The 22,355-nt window shown below is 68.5% G+C and carries 21 protein-coding genes and 1 pseudogene; 16 read left to right on the top strand and 6 right to left on the bottom strand.

What is annotated here, in order from left to right; genetic code table 11:
* Positions 1-89 precede the first annotated feature (89 nt).
* The 4 genes and pseudogenes from ACFUPX_RS26825 to ACFUPX_RS26810 form a co-directional block, all read left to right on the top strand.
* Positions 90-761 (top strand): annotated as a pseudogene (locus ACFUPX_RS26825) (RNA polymerase sigma factor RpoD/SigA); the annotation flags it as partial.
* A 258-nt stretch (positions 762-1,019) separates the two neighbouring features.
* Complete coding sequence (locus tag ACFUPX_RS26820) at positions 1,020-3,122, top strand: transcriptional regulator (protein ID WP_383327822.1); 2,103 nt, start codon at positions 1,020-1,022, stop codon at positions 3,120-3,122.
* The gene (locus tag ACFUPX_RS26815; RefSeq protein ID WP_383327740.1) at positions 3,119-4,111 is read left to right on the top strand and encodes a hypothetical protein; all 993 of its coding nucleotides are present in this window, start codon (positions 3,119-3,121) and stop codon (positions 4,109-4,111) included. The genes ACFUPX_RS26820 and ACFUPX_RS26815 overlap by 4 nt, the downstream gene beginning before the upstream one ends.
* The gene (locus ACFUPX_RS26810) at positions 4,108-4,995 is read left to right on the top strand and encodes a DUF6339 family protein (protein WP_383327737.1); all 888 of its coding nucleotides are present in this window, start codon (positions 4,108-4,110) and stop codon (positions 4,993-4,995) included. The genes ACFUPX_RS26815 and ACFUPX_RS26810 overlap by 4 nt, the downstream gene beginning before the upstream one ends.
* Here the strand turns inward: ACFUPX_RS26810 and ACFUPX_RS26805 are convergent.
* The 4 genes from ACFUPX_RS26805 to ACFUPX_RS26790 form a co-directional block, all read right to left on the bottom strand.
* Positions 4,964-6,283 (bottom strand): DNA cytosine methyltransferase, encoded by a 1,320-nt coding sequence (locus ACFUPX_RS26805; protein ID WP_383327734.1) that lies wholly within the window; start codon positions 6,281-6,283, stop codon positions 4,964-4,966. The two genes, ACFUPX_RS26810 and ACFUPX_RS26805, sit on opposite strands and share 32 nt — an antisense overlap.
* Positions 6,280-7,287 carry a DNA cytosine methyltransferase gene (locus ACFUPX_RS26800; protein ID WP_383327731.1) on the bottom strand — a complete coding sequence of 336 codons (1,008 nt, stop codon included), beginning with the start codon at positions 7,285-7,287 and terminating at the stop codon, positions 6,280-6,282. The genes ACFUPX_RS26805 and ACFUPX_RS26800 overlap by 4 nt, the downstream gene beginning before the upstream one ends.
* Positions 7,284-7,739: a very short patch repair endonuclease gene (locus ACFUPX_RS26795; RefSeq protein WP_383327728.1), complete on the bottom strand. Its 456-nt coding sequence runs from the start codon at positions 7,737-7,739 to the stop codon at positions 7,284-7,286. Before ACFUPX_RS26795 ends, ACFUPX_RS26800 begins: the two co-directional genes overlap by 4 nt.
* Positions 7,740-7,817: 78 nt before the next feature.
* Positions 7,818-8,843 (bottom strand): SEC-C metal-binding domain-containing protein, encoded by a 1,026-nt coding sequence (locus ACFUPX_RS26790; protein ID WP_383327725.1) that lies wholly within the window; start codon positions 8,841-8,843, stop codon positions 7,818-7,820.
* 223 nt (positions 8,844-9,066) lie between these two features.
* On the opposite strand from ACFUPX_RS26790, the gene ACFUPX_RS26785 reads away from it, so the two are divergent.
* The 4 genes from ACFUPX_RS26785 to ACFUPX_RS26770 all read left to right on the top strand — a co-directional run bounded on the left by ACFUPX_RS26785 (position 9,067) and on the right by ACFUPX_RS26770 (position 12,255).
* The gene (locus tag ACFUPX_RS26785) at positions 9,067-9,924 is read left to right on the top strand and encodes a class E sortase (RefSeq protein WP_383327722.1); all 858 of its coding nucleotides are present in this window, start codon (positions 9,067-9,069) and stop codon (positions 9,922-9,924) included.
* Between the two features lie 112 nt (positions 9,925-10,036).
* A complete protein-coding gene (locus ACFUPX_RS26780) occupies positions 10,037-10,357 on the top strand; it encodes a DUF6412 domain-containing protein (RefSeq protein ID WP_383327719.1) in 321 nt (106 codons plus the stop codon).
* A gap of 113 nt (positions 10,358-10,470) precedes the next feature.
* Positions 10,471-11,250 (top strand): YidC/Oxa1 family membrane protein insertase, encoded by a 780-nt coding sequence (locus ACFUPX_RS26775; RefSeq protein WP_383327819.1) that lies wholly within the window; start codon positions 10,471-10,473, stop codon positions 11,248-11,250.
* Positions 11,251-11,397: 147 nt separating this feature from the next.
* The gene (locus ACFUPX_RS26770) at positions 11,398-12,255 is read left to right on the top strand and encodes a fumarylacetoacetate hydrolase family protein (RefSeq protein ID WP_383327716.1); all 858 of its coding nucleotides are present in this window, start codon (positions 11,398-11,400) and stop codon (positions 12,253-12,255) included.
* 132 nt (positions 12,256-12,387) lie between these two features.
* Here ACFUPX_RS26770 and ACFUPX_RS26765 read toward each other — a convergent pair whose 3' ends face one another.
* A complete protein-coding gene (locus ACFUPX_RS26765; RefSeq protein WP_383327713.1) occupies positions 12,388-12,864 on the bottom strand; it encodes a heme-degrading domain-containing protein in 477 nt (158 codons plus the stop codon).
* Positions 12,861-13,967, bottom strand: coding sequence for a Gfo/Idh/MocA family oxidoreductase (locus ACFUPX_RS26760; protein WP_383327710.1), 1,107 nt, complete (start codon positions 13,965-13,967; stop codon positions 12,861-12,863). The genes ACFUPX_RS26765 and ACFUPX_RS26760 overlap by 4 nt, the downstream gene beginning before the upstream one ends.
* Positions 13,968-14,015: 48 nt before the next feature.
* On the opposite strand from ACFUPX_RS26760, the gene ACFUPX_RS26755 reads away from it, so the two are divergent.
* The 8 genes from ACFUPX_RS26755 (at position 14,016) to ACFUPX_RS26720 (ending at position 22,334) form a co-directional block, all read left to right on the top strand.
* Positions 14,016-15,272, top strand: coding sequence for an ROK family protein (locus ACFUPX_RS26755; RefSeq protein ID WP_383327707.1), 1,257 nt, complete (start codon positions 14,016-14,018; stop codon positions 15,270-15,272).
* Between the two features lie 586 nt (positions 15,273-15,858).
* Entirely contained in the window at positions 15,859-16,659 is an 801-nt protein-coding gene (locus ACFUPX_RS26750) for a hypothetical protein (RefSeq protein ID WP_383327704.1), read from the top strand.
* A gap of 96 nt (positions 16,660-16,755) precedes the next feature.
* On the top strand, positions 16,756-17,559 hold the full coding sequence (locus ACFUPX_RS26745; protein WP_383327701.1) for a GntR family transcriptional regulator: 804 nt from the start codon (positions 16,756-16,758) through the stop codon (positions 17,557-17,559).
* 134 nt (positions 17,560-17,693) lie between these two features.
* Positions 17,694-18,818, top strand: coding sequence for a TIGR03364 family FAD-dependent oxidoreductase (locus ACFUPX_RS26740; RefSeq protein WP_383327698.1), 1,125 nt, complete (start codon positions 17,694-17,696; stop codon positions 18,816-18,818).
* A 17-nt stretch (positions 18,819-18,835) separates the two neighbouring features.
* On the top strand, positions 18,836-19,558 hold the full coding sequence (locus tag ACFUPX_RS26735; protein WP_383327695.1) for a phosphonatase-like hydrolase: 723 nt from the start codon (positions 18,836-18,838) through the stop codon (positions 19,556-19,558).
* A complete protein-coding gene (locus tag ACFUPX_RS26730; RefSeq protein ID WP_383327692.1) occupies positions 19,555-20,607 on the top strand; it encodes an ABC transporter ATP-binding protein in 1,053 nt (350 codons plus the stop codon). The genes ACFUPX_RS26735 and ACFUPX_RS26730 overlap by 4 nt, the downstream gene beginning before the upstream one ends.
* Positions 20,600-21,550: a 2-aminoethylphosphonate ABC transporter permease subunit gene (locus ACFUPX_RS26725; RefSeq protein ID WP_383327689.1), complete on the top strand. Its 951-nt coding sequence runs from the start codon at positions 20,600-20,602 to the stop codon at positions 21,548-21,550. The genes ACFUPX_RS26730 and ACFUPX_RS26725 overlap by 8 nt, the downstream gene beginning before the upstream one ends.
* Entirely contained in the window at positions 21,537-22,334 is a 798-nt protein-coding gene (locus ACFUPX_RS26720) for an ABC transporter permease (RefSeq protein ID WP_383327686.1), read from the top strand. The genes ACFUPX_RS26725 and ACFUPX_RS26720 overlap by 14 nt, the downstream gene beginning before the upstream one ends.
* The last annotated feature ends 21 nt before the right edge of the window (positions 22,335-22,355 follow it).

The following is a 22,355-nucleotide window of genomic DNA, read 5'->3' as shown; positions in this document are numbered from 1 at the left end:
GTGAGGGGAAAACGGCCTCGGAGGCCTTGCCCGACAGATACGCCGCGCACCTACCGAGAGTCGGTGAGGCTTATCGGGCCTTCACCGCGATGGTGGTTCACAATCAGCGGCTCGTTCACAAGATTCTGCAGAGTTCGGGACATGCTCAGAGTGGCTTGATGTACGAAGATCTTGCACAGCACGGAATGATCGGGCTGATGCGTGCAGTGGAGAAATTCGACGTCTCCATGGGATATAAATTCTCCACCTATGCCACCTGGTGGATCAGGCAACGCATCAGTCGTGCGATCGGTGACGAAGGTGCTGCTATTCGGCTCCCGATTCACATGTGGACTTATATTGAGAAGGTACGGAAGACCGAACGAAATTTCCTGAGCCAAGGCGTCGTGCCCAATATCGACGATCTCGCACTGGCATGCGGACTCAAGCCGGAGAAGGTGCATGAGTGTCTGCGGCTCAGTCGTCGGCTCGTTCTCTCGCTGGAGCATCCTGTCAGCGAGAACATGACCCTTGGGGAGCTGGTGGTTGACAGATTCCACCCTGTGCCGGGGCCGGAGCAGACGCTGTGGGCTCAATTCGAGCGCGAAGAGCTCTTCCAGCTCTTTGATGCGTGTGATTTCACGGATCGCATACGGAAGATTCTGTCTCTGCGATTTGGGTTCTTTGATGGTAGACCCTGGACGCTGGACGACATCGGGAAGGATTTAGGTGTCACTCGGGAACGTATCCGGCAGATCGAGAAGCGGGCCATGAAGGAGATGAGGGTCCAGTTGGGACTGGACCCTGATGATCCGGGTGCGCAGGTTAGAAGTCGAGAATTCCCTCAATTCGCCGAAGGGAAGAGAGCCAAACGAGCGCCCAAAGTTCGTGCGGTCTCGGCGGCTCAGGCGGAGGCGCATGCCGAAGACCCGATACCGGGCTTCAGGAGCGGGAATCCCGATGGCGTGAACGGTTCCGATGGGAGAGGGGAAGCAGTGACCGCGAAAGAGGCGGAGTTCGGTCGTTGGTTGGCCGACCGGATGCACGACATCGAGATCGATGAAGGCCAACTCGCTGTCCGGTTGGGAGCGACGCGTGCGGTCGTCGAAGCCTGGCTTGGTGGCCGTTCCGTGCCTCACCCGGAGCTCCTGGCCGGAGTGCGGGAGGCCCTGGGCCTCCCGCAGGAAGAGACCTCGCGTGATCCTGGTGCTTCGCCAGGGCGCCCGAACCAGGAAGTGAAGACACCAGCCGTCTGGTATCACCGCCCTGGGCACGACGATGGCGGGCGGGAGTTCGGCAATGCGGCGGCGTTCGCCTTCGAGGCCGATCTGGAGGTCCTGGCCCGTGAGGCGACCCAGAACAGCCTCGACGAGCGTGACAAAAGGAACGACCGTCCGGTCAGGGTCTGTTACACCCTGCACGAACTGACCGGCGACCACCTGGCCCGGTTTCGTACTGCGATCCGCTGGCATGACCTTCATCCCCACTACGAGGCGGCCGCCGCGCAGGACCAGAAGGTCGGACGCGTCATAAGTGCCGGTCTTAGGGAGATGCTCGAGCGGGATCGGCTGGTCCTTCTTCGTGTGGACGACTACAACGCCAACGGGCTCACCGGCGACGACTACGAGGACGGTCGGTTCGCTGCCGTAGTGCGGCGCCAGTTGGACAGTCGGAAGTCGGACGCGGCGGCAGGCGGTTCATACGGTCTCGGCAAGGCCACGCTCTGGGCGACCAGCAGGTTGGGGCTGGTCCTCATGAACTCCACGCTCTCCGAGCCGCACCACGGGCATACTCGAAGGCGGCTGATCGGACGTCTCGACCTGCCCTGGCGGGAGGTGGACGGCAGGAGATTCGCCGGCCCCGCTTGGTTGGGTCAGCCGGATGTCGAGGCGGACAACGGGGAGGTTGTCCGTTCCTGGTGGGCCGATCAAGAGACGGTCGAAAGCCTTCATCTCACCCGCGAGGGCGATGATCCCGGCACATCGTTCTTGATTGTCGGAGCACATGACGTGGCCAGTCTCGCTGGGGCCGGGCAGGACCAAGATGGCGATGCGGGCGACGACGAAGACAGCTTGGAGCGCATGCACCAGAGGTTGGTCGGGGCGCTCGGGCGCAACTTCTGGGCTGCGATGACAGCGGGAGACGGCCGCCGGTCACTGCTGGAGGCGTCGGTGCGGACGCTGCGCAACGGCGTGGAATGCATTGCGGAAGAACGGGTCGATCCAGATGTGCATCAACCCGCGCGCTCACGCGCTCTCCGAGCCTTCCTCAGTGGCACTACTGTGAATCGCCTCACCGAGCCGGCCCAAGTGGCGCTTGTCTACGTCCCATTGAAAGTCCCGGAAAAGGATGGCCTTGCTGGCTCCGCAGGTGAGCACCGGGCGGTGCTCCTCGTCACCGACGCCACGGATGCCGACGGCCCGATAAATCGGGTGACCCAGATGCGGGGCAATCGCATGACGGTCAAGACCAGTTGGGTACCTCGTCTGCCTGTCGGGACCAACCCGTTCCAGGCCGTGCTGCTTGCGGGGCGGGCGGCAGGAGCCGACGCCCCGTTCGCGGCCGAGGCCGAGGACTTCCTGCGATTCTCCGAGCCGCCTGAACACAACAAGTGGTCTCAGACGGAGGAGTTGAGGATGCGCTATTCCCCGTCGGCTCATCGACGCATTCAGGCATTGACTTCGGAGACCAACAGAGCCGTGCACGAACTTGTGGCAATTCCCGCGGAGAAGAAGGCGCGCGGTACTAGCAGGGTCAGTAAGCGGCTCAAGATCTCGGGCAGGGCCACCACCAAGGCCAGAGGGGTGATGACACCCCCGAAACTAAACGAATTGCAGGCTGTGGTCGACTCCTCCGGGGCATGGCAGGTAACCGCCGAGGTCAAGGTGACGTATGGGGAGGAGCCATGGCGCATGAGCCCTGTGGCGAAGCTGGAGGTGCGATCCGGCACGCGTCCAGTGGTCAAGTGGGCAGAGTTGGTGGCTGTCAGTAATTGTGAACTGGTCGACGGCGTACTGTGTTTCGCTCCGGGTACTCGCCGTGCAGTCTTTCGAGGGGTCACCGACGTGGCCACGCATCCGGTGCGGGCTGGGCTGACCGGCCTTGTTGTCGAGCTCCAAGAGAGCAAGGGGGGCGTGGCGTGAGGGCCTACCCGTACCCCCGACTGACCGGTGCGGTGACAGCGCGCGTCACGGCTGTGCGGCTACGCGGCCCAGGCGACATCCGTGAGCAGTTGGACACCCGAGCATTCTCGGTTGTCGAGCAGGTCGTGGCACTAGGTAGAGCCGAGCGCGACGACTGGCAGAGTGCACGGCTGACCTTGAAGGCGACTGTGCCGGCTCGTGAGATCGAGGCGAAGGGCCATTGGTCGGACATCACCGTTGTCGCCGTTCTGACAGAGGGGGCTACCAACCTGCGCACTGTCGCACGGCTGTCAGGTCCAGCAGACGGGGGCAGGGAGTGGACCGGAGAGATCGAGCTCGACCGGGATGACCACCTGGACCGTGCATCCCTCGCAGTACACGTGGTGGCAACAGTCGGAGGCACACCGGGGAGGATCGTCGCCTCCACGGACCTGGAATGGTTTATCGACGTATCGGCTGCTGCCCCGCTCCGGGACCGTCAACTCGAGTTCAGCACAGTCAGCTTCGCCCGCGGTGCGGAGTGGTTGCGTAGCTTCCGGGACGCCCCTTGGATCGTGGACACCTCAGGGCGGATGCCCACTGTTCGCCTGAACTCGGATTTCGAGGGCCTCGTGGCCCTCGTGGAAGGCCAGGGCTCGACACTGGAGGGCGTGGTGGGCGAGATGCTGCTGGCCCAGATGTGCGCCGATGTATGGACCGCGGTCTTCCACACTGCTATCGGTGACTTGGACATCGAGGACGACGGGACTCCTCTTTTTCCGCCCGACTGGCGAGGTGCGGTGCTCCGCGAGATGCTCCCGGACATTGTCCCCGGGCGGTCGGAGGAAGACGCCCTCCGAGAGGTATATATCCGGCGTACGGGTGATGAGAGCTGGACGGACCTGCAGCCGCGGATCCAGTACGCAGCCAGCCGTCGTGCCGAGGTCCCCAAAGCGTTGACCGCCACTGTCCGTGACATCGAACGACTGGGCCAGGAGGCCAACTCGTGACTTCCCGCCCAGAGCACCTGCCGGAACGACTTGCCCTGATCTCCGATGTGCAGGCTGCCGATTACATCTCCACCGGACTGCTCGAAGGACGAGAGGACGTCCCCTCCATCGCGCTGAACAAGGTTGCCGAGACATTGTCGGGCGACGATGCGCGACTACGACTGCATCGAGTGCGGGATCTTATCGATGAAGCGCTGAACAGGTTCCGGGACGAGCGGCCCACGGCAGCGGATGCGTGGCTGGCACCGCGTTTGCACGAGACCATGAGACTGACCCGTCGGGAAGCAGCTGAGAAGGGGCTCTGGACGTATCTGGCCCTTGGCGTGGCGCCGGACTACGTCGTGTGGCGGCATTTGTCTGAACCGAAAGCCGGTGCTCTGCACGGGAGCGTTGCCCGGGACAAGTTCGTCGGACCGCACTACAAGCAGGCGTTTGCCAGGCTCTGGTGGGCTGCCGAACTCTTCCGGGACGGTTCGGACTACCGCCCCGTCGTGGTGGCTTGCGGCAACCAGGACATGCTCAACTCCACTCTGCGGCTGGACATAATCGATCATCGCCCTACCGCTCTGGCCCTTGTCAGGTTGATGGAGCGAGGCACCGTGCGCACCGGTCGTGAAGTGAACGCATTGACGCCCGCAATCAACGCTGCTGCGGCGACTCTGATGTACGACGTCATAGCTCCGGACGGGGAGCGGGACGGGGAGCCGTTGCGCGATTGGATCGCGGATGCCGAATCATCGCTACCTTCGCCCAGGAACAACCTGCCTGAAGGGCCGGAGGAGGAGCGGGCCCCAGTGGGTGCGGTTGAGACACTGGTAGGTCACTTTGAGGAGCTGTTTGCGGACGCGCAGGTCAGGGGGCGGACTTCCGACCAGAGCGAGTGACTTTATGCTCGTCCGGAGGGCATCGGCCCTGGTCGCCGCACCCGATGTCGCGCAACTCGTCCGTGGTGGTCTGAGGCACGCTCGGCCAAGTAGTCGCTGATTCCAACTCGGCGTCGGAGGGGGCGTCCCCGCGCAATGCCTTACTGAGTACGTGCATGCCGAGTCGTGGGGGCACCGCATTGCCCACCTGCTGTGCCCGGTCGTTGCCAGACCAGGGGAAGTTGTGTGGGAAGGTCTGGAGCACCCCGGACTCGGCGATGGTGAAGCGGTCGTACTTCTCAGCTTCGTATTCCGCATCGCTCTTGTAGACCTTGTTCCGGGAGATCTTCCCGGTGACTGTGAATGAGGGCTCCGAGGACAGGCGCCTGCCTCTGTTCTTCGGGTCGCCCCCGGAACCGTAGTTCGAGACGACGAAGAACTTCATCTTGCCCCCCGTCCGAAGTCGGGATGTAGCCATGGCGGAGTTCTCAAGCTTGCTCGCCGTGTCGAGTGCCTCCGCCATGGAGACCCAGGACTGCTTGGGCCCGGGAATCGCGGATTCGGTCGGGAGCATGTCCGCCTGCGCAGCGTTGCGTTTCCCCCGGTGCAAGTCGAACGGCAGGTGAGTCGTTTCGAGCGGTTGGATGGCCCCATGACCCGGGCGCCGAGCGACGAGTACGGCGCGTGTGCGGGTCTGCGGCACTCCAAACTGCTCGGTTTTCAACTCCCAGCATTCAGCTTCGTACTTGACGCCTCTTAGTCGTCCTTCGCCGCTACGCAGAAGCTTGGCGTAGACCTCCCAGAGGGGCAGGACCGCGGGTACCTGCTCCAGAACGATCACCTTGTACGGGTCGCGATCCTCTGTCTCGATCGCCTTGAGCAGCCAGCGGAGGGGCTCTAGGACCAAAGCGGTGCGCGGGTCCTTGCCGAGAGAATGAAGATCCTTGTCGATCTCGGCTTCGTCCTCCCCGCCCACGAGACGGTGGATGAACTCATCCACCGTCTCCAGTGCTTTCCGTCCCGCGCCCTTGCCGGCGACCGAGAAGGACTGGCAGGGCGGCCCTCCGGCGAGCACGTCGACCGACTTGGGAATCTCGTCGAAGCGGGTCTCGCGCATGACGCTCACATCAGCGTGGATCGTCGGCAGACCTGCTGCGTAGCGTGTCTCGCACGCGTTTCGGTCCAACTCGATCCCGATGCTCTTGAATCCCAGGAAGTGCGCGGCGACGTCAAGTCCACCAGGGCCTGCGAAGAGATCCAAGATGCGGACGTCGTCGAGATGGTGAGCTTGCGTTCCTGGGCTGTTCATGGGGTTGAAGTGTAGCCGGCGACGGCACCTGCGGGCGTCCCCAGCGCGGCTCGAACTGCCAGCCCGAGTGCCTTGCCCACCGGCGGCGGTGAGGCATGCCCGATCTGGCGATAGCGGGCTGTCTTCTTCCCGGTGAATCTCCAGTCGGACGGGAAGCCTTGCAGGAGAGCGGCTTGGTCCGTCGTGATCCTGACCATCCCGTGCCGACCCGTCTCCGGGGCCCAGGCAAAGTCTGGGTCGGGAACATCGTCGGCCACGGTGCCTCCGTCGACGCCCATCCGGGCCCAGGCCTTCTTCGTCCCTGTCGGTCCGAGATCCGCGCCTCCCCGCCTGTCCGACCCGCCCACCAGGGTGGGAGCCACGCTGAGCGCCTGGGCCGCCCATCGGTCGGCGTCCCGCCAACCGCCCATGGCCATCGAGTGGCGCAAGGCCCGGCCTACGGACAGATGCCTGCTCACCGTCGGTTCCGGCGGACGGAACTTGTCGAAGTACTGCTTCTTAAGTGCGACGAGCAGTCCCTGCTTCCGGTCCTGCGGTACCCCGAAGTCGGCTGCGTTCAGTACGAACCACCGGAACTGATAGCCAAGGTGATCGAGCTCCTTGCGGATGAAATCGCGTATCGGCTCGAAATCGGGGGCGCCCACAAGGCCCGGTACGTTCTCGATGATCAGCGTCCGGGGCTGGACGGCATGCGCCAGATAGACGGTCGCTTCCAGTAGGCGCAGCTCGGCCCCGGTATCGGTTCGCGCGACGGTCGCGCTGGACTTCACGCGGGGTAGTCCGGCTGAGAGTAGATCTACGTCGTAGATCTCCTTGTGCCGGGAGGGGGAGAATTCCAGTAGATCCGACTCCAGAACCTGCCACGTCGGACGGTTCGTGCGCAGCGTGTCGCACGCCACAGGCTTCTTGTCGATAAGCAGTACGGGTTCGAATCCGGCGTGTTCCAACCCCAAGGCCAATCCACCCGCCCCTGCGCACACGTCGACGAATCGTAGTTTGCTCATCGGCCCCCGCCTTTTCGCTGTGGTTCCCGTCTGCTTGCATATTCCCGCTCGACGGCCGCGGCCACCTGACGCATGACGGCGTCCGGTGACTCGTGTTCCCAGAAGCGCAGGACCGTCCAGCCTTCGGACAAGAGCTGGGCGTTCGTCTCCTGATCCCGCTCTATGTTGCGATCGAGCTTCTGTCGCCACCACTCCGCGTTCGCCTTGGGACTGGTGGCGTGCGCCGGGCAGCCGTGCCAGAAGCAGCCGTCGATCAAGATGGCCAACCTTGCGCGCGTGAACGCGATGTCGATCTTGCGCCTGCGCATACCCGGCACCGGATAGTGCGTCCGGTAGCGGTATCCGGACGCATGCAGGAGCTGCCGCACCGCCCGTTCCGCACTCGTGTCCCGATTGGTCTGCCGGCTCATCCGGGCGGAGACGTCGGGGCTGGAGGGGGGTGCGGCGCGCATGCTTTCAGTGTCCTACTTCCCGACGTCCGCTCGGTGCACGATCGCGGAGTCACGCCGAGTGGAGCCTCGGGTGCCAGCTCAGGCCCCGTCGCCCCCGTGGCACTCCCCATAAGCCCGCCCCGACCCGCACCAACACCCCGCCCCCGCCTCCGGCGGCCACCCCACGGCACGCCCCCGCGCGGCCAGCGTCGTCGCGTACTGCGGTAGTAGCGACGCCTCCGTCGGCTGTGCGCCCTCTGAGGCTGCGAAAGCCTCGTAGGACGGGACCGTGCCTGTGACGATTCCCAGGTTCGGGGTGCCGGAGGCTGAGAGTTCCCGCAAGGAGGCCTCTATGGTCGTCAAGTGGGCCTCGTGGGAGGGGTATTCCGTTTCCAGGGCGGGGTACGCCGTCAGGAGTTCCGTCAGTTCCGTGGCCGGCCAGTGCAGGACCGCCACCGGGAAGGGGCGGGAGAGCGCCTCCCTGTACGAGCCCAACTCTGCCTGGATGCGGGAGATTTCGGCGCGGAGTTCCGCGGGGTTGTCCGAGCCCAGGGACCAGATCCGCTTCGGGTCGTGCAGTTCGTCCAGGGGGACGGGGGACGTCGAGACCTCGTCCGCCAGTGCGTCCCATGCGTCGTGCGTGGCGCCCAGCAGGCGGCGCACCCTGTGGCGGCCGAACAGGAGCGGGCGTTGTTCGTACGACGGGGCGCCGCCGGAGGTGCCGGGCGGGAGCAGGAGTTCCAGGGCCTGCGTGAAGGTTTCCTGGGCCTGGGTCAGTTCGTCGTGCGACTCCAGGGACTCCGCCACGATCACCCAGGGCGCCGGGTCGCGTGGGGCCGATGCCCGTACGCCGTCGATGATCGCCCTTGCCTCCGCCTCGTGGCCGTACTCCCAGAGGTTCGAGGCCTTCAGGGCCCGGATCAGGGTCGGGGCCGACGCGGGGTGCGGAGCGTCGGGGGCCAGTAGGCGGTCGTAGAGCGTGGTCGCGCGGTCGCGCTCGCCCGCCAGCTCCAGGTTGGCCGCGGCCTGGAGCAGCAGGTGCTCGGAGTCCTCGGGGTACAAGCCGGCGGTCCGCTCCAGGCGCTCGGCTTCGGCGATGTGGTCGGCAGGCGTGTCGGGGCGCATACGGGACACCGTACTGCCGAGTGGGGGCGTTGCAGCAGGGTTGCCGTGCAGATCAGGGCGGATCGGGGTGGCCGTGCCGTCGGGAACGGGACGGCCTCCTCCCGTAGTGGCTTCCCTGGTGGCGTCGGGGGGTCGGGGCGTCGTGGTGTCGTCCTGCGGTCGCCATGGCTAGTTGGCGGGCTTGGGCTTAACCTGCCGCCCTCTTGGGAGGGGAGGTGCCCGCGTGCGCGATCGGGCTGCGGATCGGGTTCCTGTCGTCGTGCAGGGGCGTCGCGGGCGGCGGGGGCGCGGTGCTCGTCTTGTCTGGGGTGGGGCCGAAGCCGCCGTCACCTGCGGGCTCGTCCTGCTCCTCCTCGTCGTCCACCAGCTCTGGTGGACCAATCGCCAGGCCCGCGAAGGCGCCGAGCGCAAGGTCCAGGCTCTTGAGCGGGAGTGGGGGAGGGAGGGGGAGGAGGAGGGGGAGTCGGGGAGTCAGTCGGATCAGTGGCCGGATCAGTCGGATTCGGGTTCGGGTTCGGGGGCGGATGGCTCCCCCGGAGTCGGCGACGGTGCCGCTGCCGACCCCGGCTCGGGGGGCTCCACCGAGTCCGGTCGGCGCCAGCGGGCCGTCTCCGCCCCGGCGCCCGACTGGGACCAGGCCTACGCCGTCCTCCGCATTCCGCGCATCGGGATCCGGGTGCCCGTCGCCGAAGGGGTCAGCAAGAGTGCCGTACTCAACAAGGGGTATGTCGGGCATTATCCGCGTACCGCCCAACCCGGTCAGGGTGGGAACTTCGCGCTCGCCGGGCATCGCAACACCCATGGAGAGCCCTTTCGCCGCATCAACCGGCTGAGGGGCGGGGACCGGCTCGTCGCCGAGACGAAGAAGGCCGTCTATACGTACGTCGTGGACAAGGCGCTGAGCCAGACCTCCGCCCGCGACAGCGGCGTCATCCGCTCCGTGCCCCGCAGCCTCGTGAAGGCCGGGCACGGCTACAGCTCTCCCGGGTACTACATCACCCTCACCACCTGCACCCCCGAGTACACCTCCAAGTACCGGCTCGTCGTGTGGGGGAAGCTGGAGTCCATGCGGCCGCGGTAGGCCGGGCCCGACCCTGTGTCCCCCATGGGCGCATCCTGTATAACGGCAGTACGAGATGACGGGTCGGCTGTGCCGGCTCTACTGGCTCTACTGGAGGGAGGGACGGGAAGCGATGCAGGACATGATCCGCAGCTGGAAAGCCGCCCTCCGTCCCACCGGACTTCTCCTCTTCCTCCTCGTCGAGGTCGTTCTCCTCGACGCGAGCAGCCTCACCGCCGCCGTCGCGCTCGCCGCGACCGCCGCCGCGGGCTCCGCGCTCGCCCTCTGCTCGCTCATCGCCGCGCGCTGCGCGCCCGCCGTGCCCCGCACCCGGGTGCGTACAGCCATCCGCGACCGCGAGAAGCGCACGGCGTTCCTGCCGCAGCGCGATCCCGACGCCTCCGGGCGCAGGCGGCCCCGAGCACCGGGCCGTCTCGTCATGACGGCCGCGTAGGGCGCGACAGAGACCTGACCTGAAGCACCCCCTTCCGCGAGTCGTCACGCCGACGTCAGCTTCCTTTCCTCGGCACGACGAGACCCCCGGAGGGTTTCCCCATGTTCGACTTCCTGTCCGGCTTCATGTCCCTGTTCGCCGATCTGGTCGGCTCCCTCGCCGACCTGCTCGAACCCGTCTTCCACGCCTCCGCGATGGCCGCCGCCATCGTGTTGTTCACAGCGTGTGTACGACTCCTCGTCCACCCCTTGTCGCGGGCTTCGGCCCGTGGCCAGAAGGCGCGCGCCAAGCTGTCGCCGCAGATCGCGGAGTTGAGGAAGAAGCACGCCAAGAATCCCGAGAAGCTCCAGAAGGCGGTTCTCGAACTGCACCGGGCGGAGAAGGTCTCGCCGCTCTCCGGGTGCCTGCCCAGCATGTTCCAGCTCCCGGCGTTCTTCCTGCTCTACCACCTGTTCTCGAACTCCAGCATCGGCGGCGAGGCCAACGCGCTGCTCGGGCACAAGCTGTTCGAGGCGCCGCTCGGCGGGCGCTGGGCGGACGCGCTCGGCGACGGCGGGGTCTTCGGGGCGCAGGGGCTCGTCTACCTCGGGCTCTTCGCGATCGTGGCCGCCGTCGCGACCTTCAATTTCTCGCGTACGAAGAAGCAGATGGCCGCGAGTGCCGCGGCCACGCCAGGGGGGAACGCGGGGGGCGCGGGGCAGCAGATGCCCGGCATGGGGGCGATGACCAAGGTGATGCCGTTCATGTCGTTCATGACGCTGTTCACCGTCGCCTTCGTGCCGCTCGCCGCCGCGCTGTACGTGGTCACCAGCACCACCTGGAGCGCGGTCGAGCGGGCCGTCCTCTACCGCGACGTGCCGCTCGGTGCCGGGGCGCTGGCTACCGCCGGGTAACGGTCCGGTCTATGAACAGGGTCTTGCGGGATGGACCGCGAGATTGGAGGATCGGCCAAACCTCCGATGGCCGCAACCCATCGGCCGGTGCCGGGCCACGCGAACGGTCAGTACGGACCGGGCCCGCTCGACCAAGGGAGATTGACCATGAAGCTGCTGCGAGTCGGTACGGCGGGGGCCGAGCGCCCGGCGCTGCTCGACGCCGAAGGGACGTTGCGGGACCTGTCAGGGACCGTCACGGACATCGACGGCGCGCTGCTCGCCGACACCGCCGCCCTCGACCGGATCAGGTCCGCCGCCGGGGCGGGCGAGCTGCCCGCGCTCGACGCGGCGGGGCTGCGGGTCGGGCCGCCGGTGGCCCGGATCGGCAAGGTCGTGTGCATCGGGCTGAACTACCACGACCACGCGCGGGAGACCGGGGCGACGCCGCCCGCCGAACCCGTCATCTTCTTCAAGGCGGCGGACACGGTGGTCGGTCCCGACGACACCGTGCTCGTGCCGCGCAAGTCGGTCAAGACCGACTGGGAGGTCGAGCTCGCGATCATCATCGGGCGCACCGCCCGCTACCTGGAGTCCCACGAGGAGGCGCTCGCGCACATCGCCGGGTACGCGGTGTCGCACGACGTATCCGAGCGCGAATTCCAGATCGAGCGCGGCGGGACCTGGGACAAGGGCAAGAACTGCGAGACGTTCAACCCGCTCGGCCCGTGGCTGGTGACGGCGGACGAGGTCCCCGACCCGCAGGCGCTGTCCCTGAAGCTCTGGGTCAACGGCGAGCTGAAGCAGGACGGGACGACGGCCCAGCAGATCTTCCCGGTGGCCGAAGTGGTGCGCTACGTAAGCCAGTTCATGACGCTGTACCCGGGTGACGTCATCAACACCGGTACGCCGGCGGGGGTGGCCATGGGGCATCCCGAGCCGAAGCCGTATCTGCGGGCCGGGGATGTCGTGGAGCTCGAGGTCGAGGGGCTCGGCAGGCAGCGGCAGGAGCTGAAGGACGCGTAGCCCTTCGGGGCGGGGGTGCGGCGGTTCTTGGTGCTCCCCGGTGGAGCCGACGGAGGGGTCTCCTCCGTCGGCTCCCACCTGCGGGTGCGTCGTGGCCGGCCGCGCAGTTCCCCGCGCCCCTTGGGGGCGCTGCTACACGAACCGTTCCAGCGCCTCCGCCACCAGCGCGTGGTCCGCCAGCTGCGGGAGGCCCGAGACCACCACCGTGCCGATCACGCCCGCGCCGCGCACCGCGATCGGGAACGCGCCGCCGTGGGCCGCGTACACGTCCGGGTCCAGGCGCGAGGACTCCTCGAACGTCGTCCCCTTGGCGCGAAAACGCGTGCCGACCAGGAGCGACGAGCAGCCGTAGCGTTCGACGACGCGGCGCTTGCGGGCGATCCAGGCGTCGTTGTCCGGGGTCGAGCCGGGCAGCGCCGCGTGGAAGAGCTGCTGGCCGCCCCGGGTGATGTCGACGGCCACCGGGGCCTGGCGCTCGCGGGCCAGGTCGACCAGGAGGGTGCCGAGTGCCCAGGCGTCCTCGTACGTGAAGTGGGGCAGGACCAGGCGGAGTTCCTGGGTCTCCAGCTCCTCGACCGTGGGCGGGCCGGTCGGCGTGGGGGTCGTCATACGACCACCGTCACACCGTCGCGGGCCGAGCGGCGTGCCGCCTCCAGGACGTCGAGCGCCGATGCGGCCTCGTACGCGGAGACGGGGTTCTGGCCGGTGCCACGGACCGCCGCGGCCACGGCCGCGTAGTACGCGGGGTAGTCGCCGGGCAGCGTCTTGACCGGGCTGCCGCCGCCGGTCAGCGGGGACTCGCCGGAGCCGACCCGGCCCCACATGCATTCGAGCTCCTCGCCCCAACTGCCCTCGTCCGTGGGCCGCTTGCCGTCGCGGAGTGCGGCTTCCTGCGGGTCGAGGCCGTACTTCACGTAGCCCGCCGCCGAGCCGAGGGCGCGGAAGCGGGGGCCGAGCTGGGCGGTGGTGGCGCTCACGTACAGGTGCGAGCGGACGCCGCCGAGGTGCGTGATGGCGATGAACGTGTCGTCGTCGGCCTCGGCGCCGGGGCGGCGGACGTCGGACTCCGCGTACACGGTCTGCGCGGGGCCGAAGAGAACGAGGGCCTGGTCGACGACGTGGGACCCGAGGTCGTAGAGCAGACCTCCGATCTCTTCCGGGTTTCCGGACTCGCGCCAGCCGCCCTTGGGCTGCGGACGCCACCGCTCGAAGCGGGACTCGAAGCGCCATACGTCGCCGAGTTCGCCGTCGGCGATGAGCTTCTGGAGAGTGCGGAAGTCGTTGTCCCAGCGGCGGTTCTGGAAGACGGAGAGGACGAGACCGCGGTCGTCGGCGAGCGCGGCGAGCTCGCGGGCCTCGGCGGCGGTGCCCGCGATCGGCTTGTCCACGACGACCGGGAGGCCCGCCTTGAGGGCGGCGGTCGCGAGCGCGACGTGCGTCTTGTTCGGGGACGCGATCACCACCAGGTCGAGCTCGTCCGCGCGGGCCCAGAGGTCGTCGGGCGAGGCGGCGAAGCGCAGCCCGTCACCGAACTCGGCGCGGGCCTGCGCCTGCCGCTCCGGGTTCGACGTGACGACCGTGTCGAGGGTGAGGCCCTCGGTGGCGGCGATCAGCGGGGCGTGGAAGACGGAGCCCGCGAGGCCGTATCCGATGAGGGCTACGCGTAGCGGGGAGCCGTGGGGGCCGGGGGCGCCTGAGCCTGTACCAGTCATGAGTTCCACTTAAGCAACGGTGTTGCCAAAGCGCAAGCGCGGGCGACAATGGGGGGTGTGAACAGGACTGATGCGGGGGCGAGTGGCGGTAGTAGCGGTAGCGGTAGCAGTGGTGGCGGTAAGGGGAGCGGTGGCCGGGCGGGCGGCGGAGTGAACCTGCCGGCGCTGCGTGGGCACAACGCCGCCCTCGTGCTCGACCTGCTGCGCACGGCGGGCGAGGGCGGCATAAGCCGTCTCGAACTGGCCGAGCGTACGGGGCTCACGCCGCAGGCCGTCAGCAAGATCACCGCGCGGCTGCGTACGGAGGGGCTTGCGGTGGAGGCGGGCCGGCGGGCGTCCACGGGCGGCAAGCCGCGGACGCTGCTGCGGCTCGTCCCTGACGCGGGCCACGCGGTGGGGCTGCATCTGGACCGCGACGAACTGACGGCGGTCCTGGTCGACCTGACGGGGCATGTGGTCGCGGAACGCCGGGCGCCGCTGGATTTCGCTGCTGGTGCGGAGGTGGTGGTGGATGTGGCGGTGGGTGTGGTGCGGGTGCTGGCCGGGGGCCTTGGGCGGGGCGAGGGTGCGGGTGGAGTGGCGGGGCTGGGGGGTGGGTTGCCCGGTGGGCTGCTTGCCGGGCTGCTGGGTGTTGGGGTCGCGCTGCCGGGGCCGCTCGATCACTCCGAGGGGGTGCTGCACCGGGTTACGGGGTTTCCCGCGTGGGACGGGTTTCCGCTGCGGGAGGCGTTCGCTGCGCGGCTGGGGCTCGGGCTGCCGGTGGTGGTGGACAAGGACACGAACGCTGCCGCGCTGGGGCTTGCGCTGGGCGGGGTGGCGGAGTCCTTCGCCTATCTGCACCTCGGGACGGGGCTCGGGGCTGGGCTTGTGCTCGGCGGGGGGCTTTACCGGGGGGCGCGGACCGGGGCGGGGGAGTTCGGTCACCAGGTGATTCAGCTGGACGGGCCGGAGTGTGGGTGCGGGGACCGCGGGTGCATCGAGGCGTTGTGCCTGGCGGCGGTCGGGCGGGGGGATCTGGACGAGGCGGCGCGGGTGCTGGGGGTGGGGGCGGGGAATCTGGTCAGCCTGCTTGACATTGACCTTGTGCTGTTGGGTGGGCGGGTGGTTCTCGCTGCCGAGGAGCGGTTTGTGCGGGGGGTGGGGGCTGTTGTTGCCGCTTGTGCGCGGCGGGGCGGTGGGGGTGTGGAGGTGCCCGTTGCTGTTGCTGCTGGGGGTGAGCGGGGGGTTGCTGAGGGGGCTGCGCAGTTGGTTCTTGCGGGGGTGTTCGGGCGGGCCGAGGGGGCGGTTTTGGTGGGGCGGGGTTAGGGGCGGGTGGGGTTAGGGGTGCGGGGGGGGGCTTCTGCGGGTTGGTGGGGGTTGAGCGCGCAGTTCCCCGCGCCCCTTAAGGGACGGTGTGGCGGGGCGTATTGAGATTTGTTGGGGGGGCTTTGGGGGGGGCGTTGGGAGCGGGTGAGGGGTGTCTGCGGGGGGTGGGGGCTTGGCGCGCAGTTTCTCGTGCCCCTTGCGGGGCGGTGTAGGGGTGGCGCATGGGGGCGGGCGAGCTGCGGGTCGTTGGGGTTTGGTGCGCAGTTCCTCGTGCCGCTGACAGGGCGGTGTTGTGGCAATCGGGATCTTGGGAAAGTCGGCTGATAGGAGGAACTTGGGTGGGGCAGTCGGCGGTACGGGGTTGTGGCGTGGGTGGGGGGTGTGGGGGGCGTGGCACGGTTTTGGGGCTTGAGCCGTGTCAGAGGGGGTCCGTCCCCGGCCTCCCGTCCCGCCCGCTCAGTAAAGGCTCCGTATGCGACTTCGCCGCTCTCTCGTTTCCGGCGTCACCGCCGCTGCCGCCGTCGTCGTATCGACCGGGGCGGGTTCAGCCGCTGCCGCTGAAGGGTTGCCGGTAGGTGTGCAGGGGGTGAGTGCCGCTCAGCCTCCGACCTGTTCCGCGCCCAACGGGCAGGGCTTCCCCATCGGGACCCGGATCCGCGGGGGGCCCGCCGCCTACGAAGCCGGGGGTGGCTACCGGAGCTGGTCCGTCGAGTTGGCCAACACCACCCGCGGCACCTGCGCCAGCATCCACCCGGTCGTCGTCATCGTCGACAAGGAACGCGAGCTGCGGCCCCGGCAGATCCAGCTGGAGTTCCGCGAGGGCAAGCGCTGGCACCCCGTGGAGTTCGAGCGGACCGACCAGGACGAGAACGTCGGTGTCTTCGACGACGGATTCCCTGGGTTCACGGTCAAGGCGGGGAAGACCCGCACCGTCAAGGTGCGCCTCTCCTTCACCTCCGCCGCCAAGTCCGAGCACGCTGTCATCTCCGCCGCCGTCGTCCAGCGCCGCGACGACGACGGCGACTGGGTGGGCGAGTCCGACGACTATCCGTTCGACATCGACCTCGACATCGACGGCGGTAGTGACGTTGGTAGCGGCGATGCGGATCTCGATTCCGATGCTGAATCCGACGATTCCGATTCCGGTGTCGGATCTGGGCGTGAACCCGGCCGCAACCAGGAACCCGCACCCGACGGAAGCGACAGCCGCGGCTCCGACGGCGGGCGGGAGCGCACTGACGCCGGGGGGTCCTCCTACGGCGATGAACTCGCCGCCACAGGACCCCGCGCCCTCCTCGGCGTCAGTGCCGTCGCCGGTGCGCTGTTCGCCGGGGGGTGGGCCCTCGTCGTAGGGACCCGGCGGGTGCGGGCCGCGCGGAACCGCTGACGGAACCGCTGACGGAGGTGCTGACGGAGGCCAGGGAGCAGCCCGCCGCACCCTCCGTTCACCTACCTGTTCACGTACGTCTGCGAACATCCCTGCGTGGACAACCCGAACTCCCCGAACTCCCCGAACCCTCCCGCGCACCTGCTCGAACAGGCCCCCGGCGCCCCCATCCGCTCCGGCATCCCCGAGCACGGCCGCATCCCGAAGTACTACGCGGTGAAGGCCAAAATCGCCGACCTCATAGAGGAGTTGGGGGACGGGCAGACGCTGCCGACCGAGCGGGATCTCGCCGTGCGGTACGAAGTCGCCCGGGAGACCGTGCGGCAGGCGCTGCGTGAGCTGCTGCTCGAAGGGCGGCTGCGCAGGCAGGGGCGCGGCACCGTCGTCGCGGGCCCCAAGCTGGAGCAGCCGCTGTCCCTCGCGAGTTACACGGAGGGCGTACGGCGGCAGGGGCGCACCCCGGGGCGGCATCTCATCTCCCTCGACCGGTTCCCCGCCCCGCAAGCCCTCGCCGCCGAGATCGGGGTCGGGCAGGGCGAGCCCGTGTGGCACATGGAGCGTGTGCTGCTCGCCGACGAGGAGCGGGTGGGGCTTGAGAGTACGTACGTCTCCGTGGCCCGAGTCCCCGCGCTCGACCGGGACTTCGAGCCCGACTCCTCCTTCTACGCCTACCTCCGCGATCAGCTCGGCATCGCCTTCGGTGACGCCGACGAACGCATCGAGACCGTCCTCGCCACCCCCCGCGAGGCCCTCCTGATCGGCACCCCGCCCGCGCTGCCGATGCTGCTGATCCACCGCGTCTCGCGCGACACCTCGGGCCACCCGCTCGAACGGGTCCGCACCCTCTACCGCGGCGACCGGTTCTCCTTCACCACCCACCTGGGCAACGGCGGCGACTGAGCTCCAGAAGTCCCGAGCAACTCCTGGATAAGTAACGCAAAGATAACGGGTCTAGGCCAAGCTTGGGTGCCCGTTCACCATCCCGTTGCCGTCAGGACCACGGCGGGTCACTCGTCCCCAGCAGCGTTGCCGTCGTGAGAGTCATCGTCGTAGGAGCCGGCGTGGTGGGAACCATGCACGCCTGGCACGCAGTGGAACGCGGCCACGAGGTCGTACAGATCGAGCGCGAGAGCGAGGCCCGAGGAGCCTCGCTGCGCAACTTCGGGCAGATATGGGTGAGTGGCCGCGCCGGTGGCGAGGAGCTGGACACCGCCCTGCGCGCCCGCGAGCTGTGGGAGGAGATCGGCGCGAGGGTGGAGGGCATCGGCTTCCGGGCCAACGGCTCCCTCACCCTCGTACGCAACGAGCGCGAGCGCGCGGTCGCCGAGGCCGCCCTGGCCCGCCCCGACGCGGCGGCCCGCGGCTACAAGCTGCTCGGCGCCGACGAGGCCCGCGCCCTCAACCCGGCGCTCCGGGGCGACTTCATCGCGGGGCTGTGGTGCGAGCGGGACGCGGCCGTGGAGCCGCGCGTCGCCCAACTGCGGCTGCGGGAAGCGCTGTTGGCCTCGCCCCGCTACACCTTCCTGCCCGGCCGCGAGGTGCGCGACGTCGTCGGTGAGAACGCGGTGCGGGACGACCACGGTGACGTACACACCGGTGACGTCGTCGTGCTCGCCACCGGCGCCTGGCTCGGCGGGCTCGTGCGCGAGCTGGCGGGGCCTGACCTGCCCGTGCGCCGCGTACGGCTCCAGATGATGCAGACGGAGCCCCTCGGTGAGGCGCTCACCACCTCCGTCGCCGACGCCGACAGCTTCCGCTACTACCCGGCCTACACGTCGGACGCCCTCGACGCGCTCAACGCAGGGCAGCCGCAGCCGCCGACCGCAGCCGAGCACAAGATGCAGCTGCTCATGGTGCAGCGCGAGGACGGCGGCCTGACCATCGGCGACACCCACGAGTACGAGCACCCCTTCGCCTTCGACACCCTCGAAGACCCCTACGACCACCTGACCGAGGTCGTCGAGGGCTTCCTGGGCCACCCGCTGCCCAAGATCAAGCGGCGCTGGGCCGGGGTGTACGCGCAGTGCGTGGACACGACCCGCGTCGTGCACCGCCAGCAGGTGCGCGAGGGCGTGTGGCTGGTCACCGGGCCCGGCGGGCGCGGCATGACGTGCTCGCCCGCGATCGCGGAGCAGACCGCCGACGAGTTGGGCTGGTGAGGGAGATGGTGCGGGACATGGTGAGGGAAACGGTGAGGGAGTCGACCACGGTGCGTCGTCATGGGCTTGTCGTCCTCGACATGGCGGGCACGACCGTCGCGGACGGAGGCCTCGTCGAGCAGGCCTTCTCCGCCGCCGCGCGGGACCTCGGCGTCGAACCGGGCTCCGCCGGCCACGCCGAGAAGCTGGACTACGTGCGCGCCACGATGGGCGAGTCCAAGATCTCCGTCTTCCGGTATCTGTTCGGGGACGAAGCGCTCGCCCAGCGGGCCAACGTCGCCTTCGAGAAGGCGTACGGGGAGCTCGTCGACGGCGGCAGGATCGCGCCGATCCCCGGCGCCCGCGAGGCCATCGAGGAGCTGCGCGGCGAGGGGCGGACCGTGGTGCTCACCACCGGGTTCGCGCGGATCACCCAGGACGCCATCCTCGACGCCCTCGGATGGCGCGACCTGGTCGAGCTGACGCTGTGCCCCGCCGACGCGGGGGGCCGGGGGAGGCCGTACCCGGACATGGTGCTGAGCGCTTTCCTGCGGACGGCGGCCGTGGACGGCGTGCGGGAGGTCGCCGTCGTGGGGGACACGGCGTACGACATGCTCAGCGGCGTACGTTCCGGCGCCTCGGTCGTCGCCGGTGTGCTGACGGGGGCGCACGACGACGCGGCCCTGCGGGCCGCGGGCGCCACCCACGTCCTGGGTTCCGTCGCCGAACTGCCCGCTGTTCTCAGGGGTGTCGAGGGATGAGCAGCGGCATCCGCTTCGATCGCGTATCGGTCGCCTACGGCAAGAACACCGTCCTGGACTCGCTCGACCTGACCGTCGAGCCCGGCGAGGTCATGGCCCTGCTCGGCCCTTCGGGCTCGGGCAAGACCACCGCGCTGCGGGCCGTCGCGGGGTTCGTGCGGCCCGCGTCCGGGCGGGTGTACATCGGGGAGCGCGACGTCACGGGGCTTGCGCCGCATCAGCGGGGGATCGGGATGGTCGTCCAGCAGTACGCGCTCTTTCCGCACATGCGGGTCGCCGACAATGTCGCCTTCGGCATGAAGGCGCGGAAGGTCGCCAAGTCCGAGATTCCGGGGCGGGTCGGCGAGGCGCTGGAAATGACGGGGATGGCCTCGTACGCCAAACGGTTTCCCCGGGAGCTTTCCGGGGGGCAGCAGCAGCGGGTCGCCATCGCGCGGGCGTTGGCCATCCGGCCGGGGGTGCTGTTGCTGGACGAGCCGCTTTCCGCGCTCGACGCGCAGTTGCGGTCGGGGATGCTGGGAGAACTTGCCCGGTTGCACCGGGAGTTGCCCGACGTCTCCATTCTGTACGTCACCCATGACCAGGTGGAGGCTTTGACCCTGGCGGATCGTATCGCCGTCATGGACAAGGCGCGGTTGCGGGACTGCGGGACTCCGCAGGAGCTCTATCGAGCGCCTCGGACGGAGTTCACGGCTTCTTTTGTGGGCAATGCGAATCTCCTCGCGGTGCGGGTGGGTTCGGGTGCCGTTTCGTTCGGCGGGGCGGACCTGAAGGTCGATACGGGGGAGGTGGCCGCGGGTGCCTCCGCCACGTTGTGCGTACGGCCGCACTTGGTCGGCCTGGGGGAGGGCCCCAATCCCCTCACGGGGAGCGTTGCCGAGGTGCAGTGGCGGGGGGCCACCCATCGGTTGTACGTCGATGTCGGCGGGCAGCGGGTGAAGGCGGACCTTCGGGAGCTTCGGAATCCGCCGGGTATCGGTGACGAGGTCACGCTGCACTTTGCGCCCGAGGACGCTGTGCTGCTGTCTGCGGGGGTGACCGATGGATAGCTCTGGTGGACGCCTCGTTGAGAGTGATCCGGCGGTGGCGGCTGTGCCCACCCGTCCCGCCTTGCGGGACGCCTGCCCACAGCAACAGCAACAGCGGCCGGAGCGGCCGGAGCAGAGGAAGCGGGGCGTGCCCCGGTTCGTCTGGGCCCTGCCCCCCGTCGCGCTGCTCGCCCTCTTCTTTCTCTATCCCCTCGCCCTCGTCGTCCAGCAGTCCGTCCAGCCGGATACCGGAGGGACCTCTCTTCAGCCCTACTCCGACGTGTTCGGGTCCGAGGCGTTTCGGGAGGCGCTCGGGACCACCGTGTGGCTGGCCGTGGGGTCCACCGTCGGGTGTCTCGTGCTCGGGTTCGCGCTCGCGCTGATCATTTCCTTCGTGCCGTTCCCGGGAGGGAAAGCCGTCGCCAGGTTCATCGACGTCTTTCTCTCCTTTCCGTCCTTCCTCATCACCCTCGCCCTGCTGTTCATCTACGGCACCAAGGGAATGGCCAACGGGATGTGGACGGACGCGACCGGGGCCGCCGAAGGGCCGTTCCAGTTCCTGACCACTCCGTGGGGCGTTCTCCTCGCCGAGATCACGTACTTCACGCCCTTCGTGATGCGCCCGCTGCTCGCCGCCTTCTCGCAGATCGACACCGCGCAGCTCGAAGTCGCCTCCAGCCTCGGGGCGAGGCCCGGCCGCATCGTCCGGCGGGTCATCCTGCCCGAGGCGCTGCCCGCCCTCGCCGCCGGCGGCAGCCTCGTACTCGTCATGTGTCTGAACGAATTCGGGATCGTCCTCTTCACCGGAGCGAAGGGGGTCACGACCCTTCCCATGCTCGTGTACAGCAAAGCGATTCTGGAGTCCGACTATCCGGCCGCCTGCGTCGTCGCCGTCGTCAACATCGCGATCTCCGTGGGTCTTTACAGCCTCTACCGGGTGGTGAGCCGCCGTGTTGGTGCATAGCCGCAAGGGGAAGTGGGCGACCTGGGTTCTTTTCCTCGTCCTCTTTCTGCCTCTCTTCGCGCTTCCCCTTCTCGTGATCCTGGCCGCCTCGTTCTCCTCGCAGTGGTCCGGCGCCTTTCCCTCCGGATTCACCACGGAGCACTACGCCTCCGCCACCCGGGGGGATTCGCTGAAGGCGCTCACCACCAGCCTGGTCACCGCCGTTGGCGCGAGTCTGCTCGCGCTGGCCGTCGGGTCCTGGGCCGCGCTCGCGGCCGCCTCGCTGAAGAGGGGAGGCAAGCGGGTGCTCGACACCCTCTTCATGCTGCCCGTCGCCGTGCCGTCCGTGGTCGTGGGGCTCGCGATCCTCGTCGCGTTCAGCAAGCCGCCGATGATCCTCAACGGCACCCGCTGGATCGTGATCCTCGCGCACACCCTTCTTGTCACGGCGTTCGCCTACCAGTCGGTTTCGGCTGCCATCGTGCGACTCGACCCGGCGTACGAACAGGCCGCCGCATCGCTCGGTGCCCGGCCCTCGTACGTCCTGTGGAAGGTGAAGCTGCCGCTCCTGCTGCCGTCGCTCACCGCGGCGGCCGGCCTCTGCTTCGCGCTCTCCATGGGCGAGTTGAGCGCCACGATGATGCTCTACCCGCCGGACTGGATGCCGCTGCCCGTGCAGATCTACGCGGCGACCGACCGAGGCTCCCTCTTCACCGGCGCCGCCGTCGCGGTCGTCCTGATGGCGGCGACGCTGCTCGTCCTCTTCGGCGTCTCCCGCATCCGCACCCGCGCCTCCTACCGCTGACCGAACCCACGACGTCCAAGG

This window comes from Streptomyces sp. NPDC057302 (assembly GCF_042667685.1).
Classification (GTDB): domain Bacteria; phylum Actinomycetota; class Actinomycetes; order Streptomycetales; family Streptomycetaceae; genus Streptomyces.
Note: the sequence above shows the minus strand (reverse complement) of the source record. Positions and strands in the feature narration are given on the sequence as shown.

Excerpts from the sequence above, each read along its gene's own strand:
- ACFUPX_RS26820 (WP_383327822.1), top strand. The coding sequence starts at position 1,020 with ATGCACGACATCGAGATCGATGAAGGCCAACTCGCTGTCCGGTTGGGA.
- ACFUPX_RS26805 (WP_383327734.1), bottom strand. The coding sequence starts at position 6,283 with ATGAACAGCCCAGGAACGCAAGCTCACCATCTCGACGACGTCCGCATC.
- ACFUPX_RS26800 (WP_383327731.1), bottom strand. The coding sequence starts at position 7,287 with ATGAGCAAACTACGATTCGTCGACGTGTGCGCAGGGGCGGGTGGATTG.
- ACFUPX_RS26795 (WP_383327728.1), bottom strand. The coding sequence starts at position 7,739 with ATGCGCGCCGCACCCCCCTCCAGCCCCGACGTCTCCGCCCGGATGAGC.
- ACFUPX_RS26790 (WP_383327725.1), bottom strand. The coding sequence starts at position 8,843 with ATGCGCCCCGACACGCCTGCCGACCACATCGCCGAAGCCGAGCGCCTG.
- ACFUPX_RS26780 (WP_383327719.1), top strand. The coding sequence starts at position 10,037 with ATGCAGGACATGATCCGCAGCTGGAAAGCCGCCCTCCGTCCCACCGGA.
- ACFUPX_RS26770 (WP_383327716.1), top strand. The coding sequence starts at position 11,398 with ATGAAGCTGCTGCGAGTCGGTACGGCGGGGGCCGAGCGCCCGGCGCTG.
- ACFUPX_RS26765 (WP_383327713.1), bottom strand. The coding sequence starts at position 12,864 with ATGACGACCCCCACGCCGACCGGCCCGCCCACGGTCGAGGAGCTGGAG.
- ACFUPX_RS26760 (WP_383327710.1), bottom strand. The coding sequence starts at position 13,967 with ATGACTGGTACAGGCTCAGGCGCCCCCGGCCCCCACGGCTCCCCGCTA.
- ACFUPX_RS26755 (WP_383327707.1), top strand. The coding sequence starts at position 14,016 with ATGGGGGGTGTGAACAGGACTGATGCGGGGGCGAGTGGCGGTAGTAGC.
- ACFUPX_RS26735 (WP_383327695.1), top strand. The coding sequence starts at position 18,836 with ATGGTGAGGGAAACGGTGAGGGAGTCGACCACGGTGCGTCGTCATGGG.
- ACFUPX_RS26730 (WP_383327692.1), top strand. The coding sequence starts at position 19,555 with ATGAGCAGCGGCATCCGCTTCGATCGCGTATCGGTCGCCTACGGCAAG.
- ACFUPX_RS26725 (WP_383327689.1), top strand. The coding sequence starts at position 20,600 with ATGGATAGCTCTGGTGGACGCCTCGTTGAGAGTGATCCGGCGGTGGCG.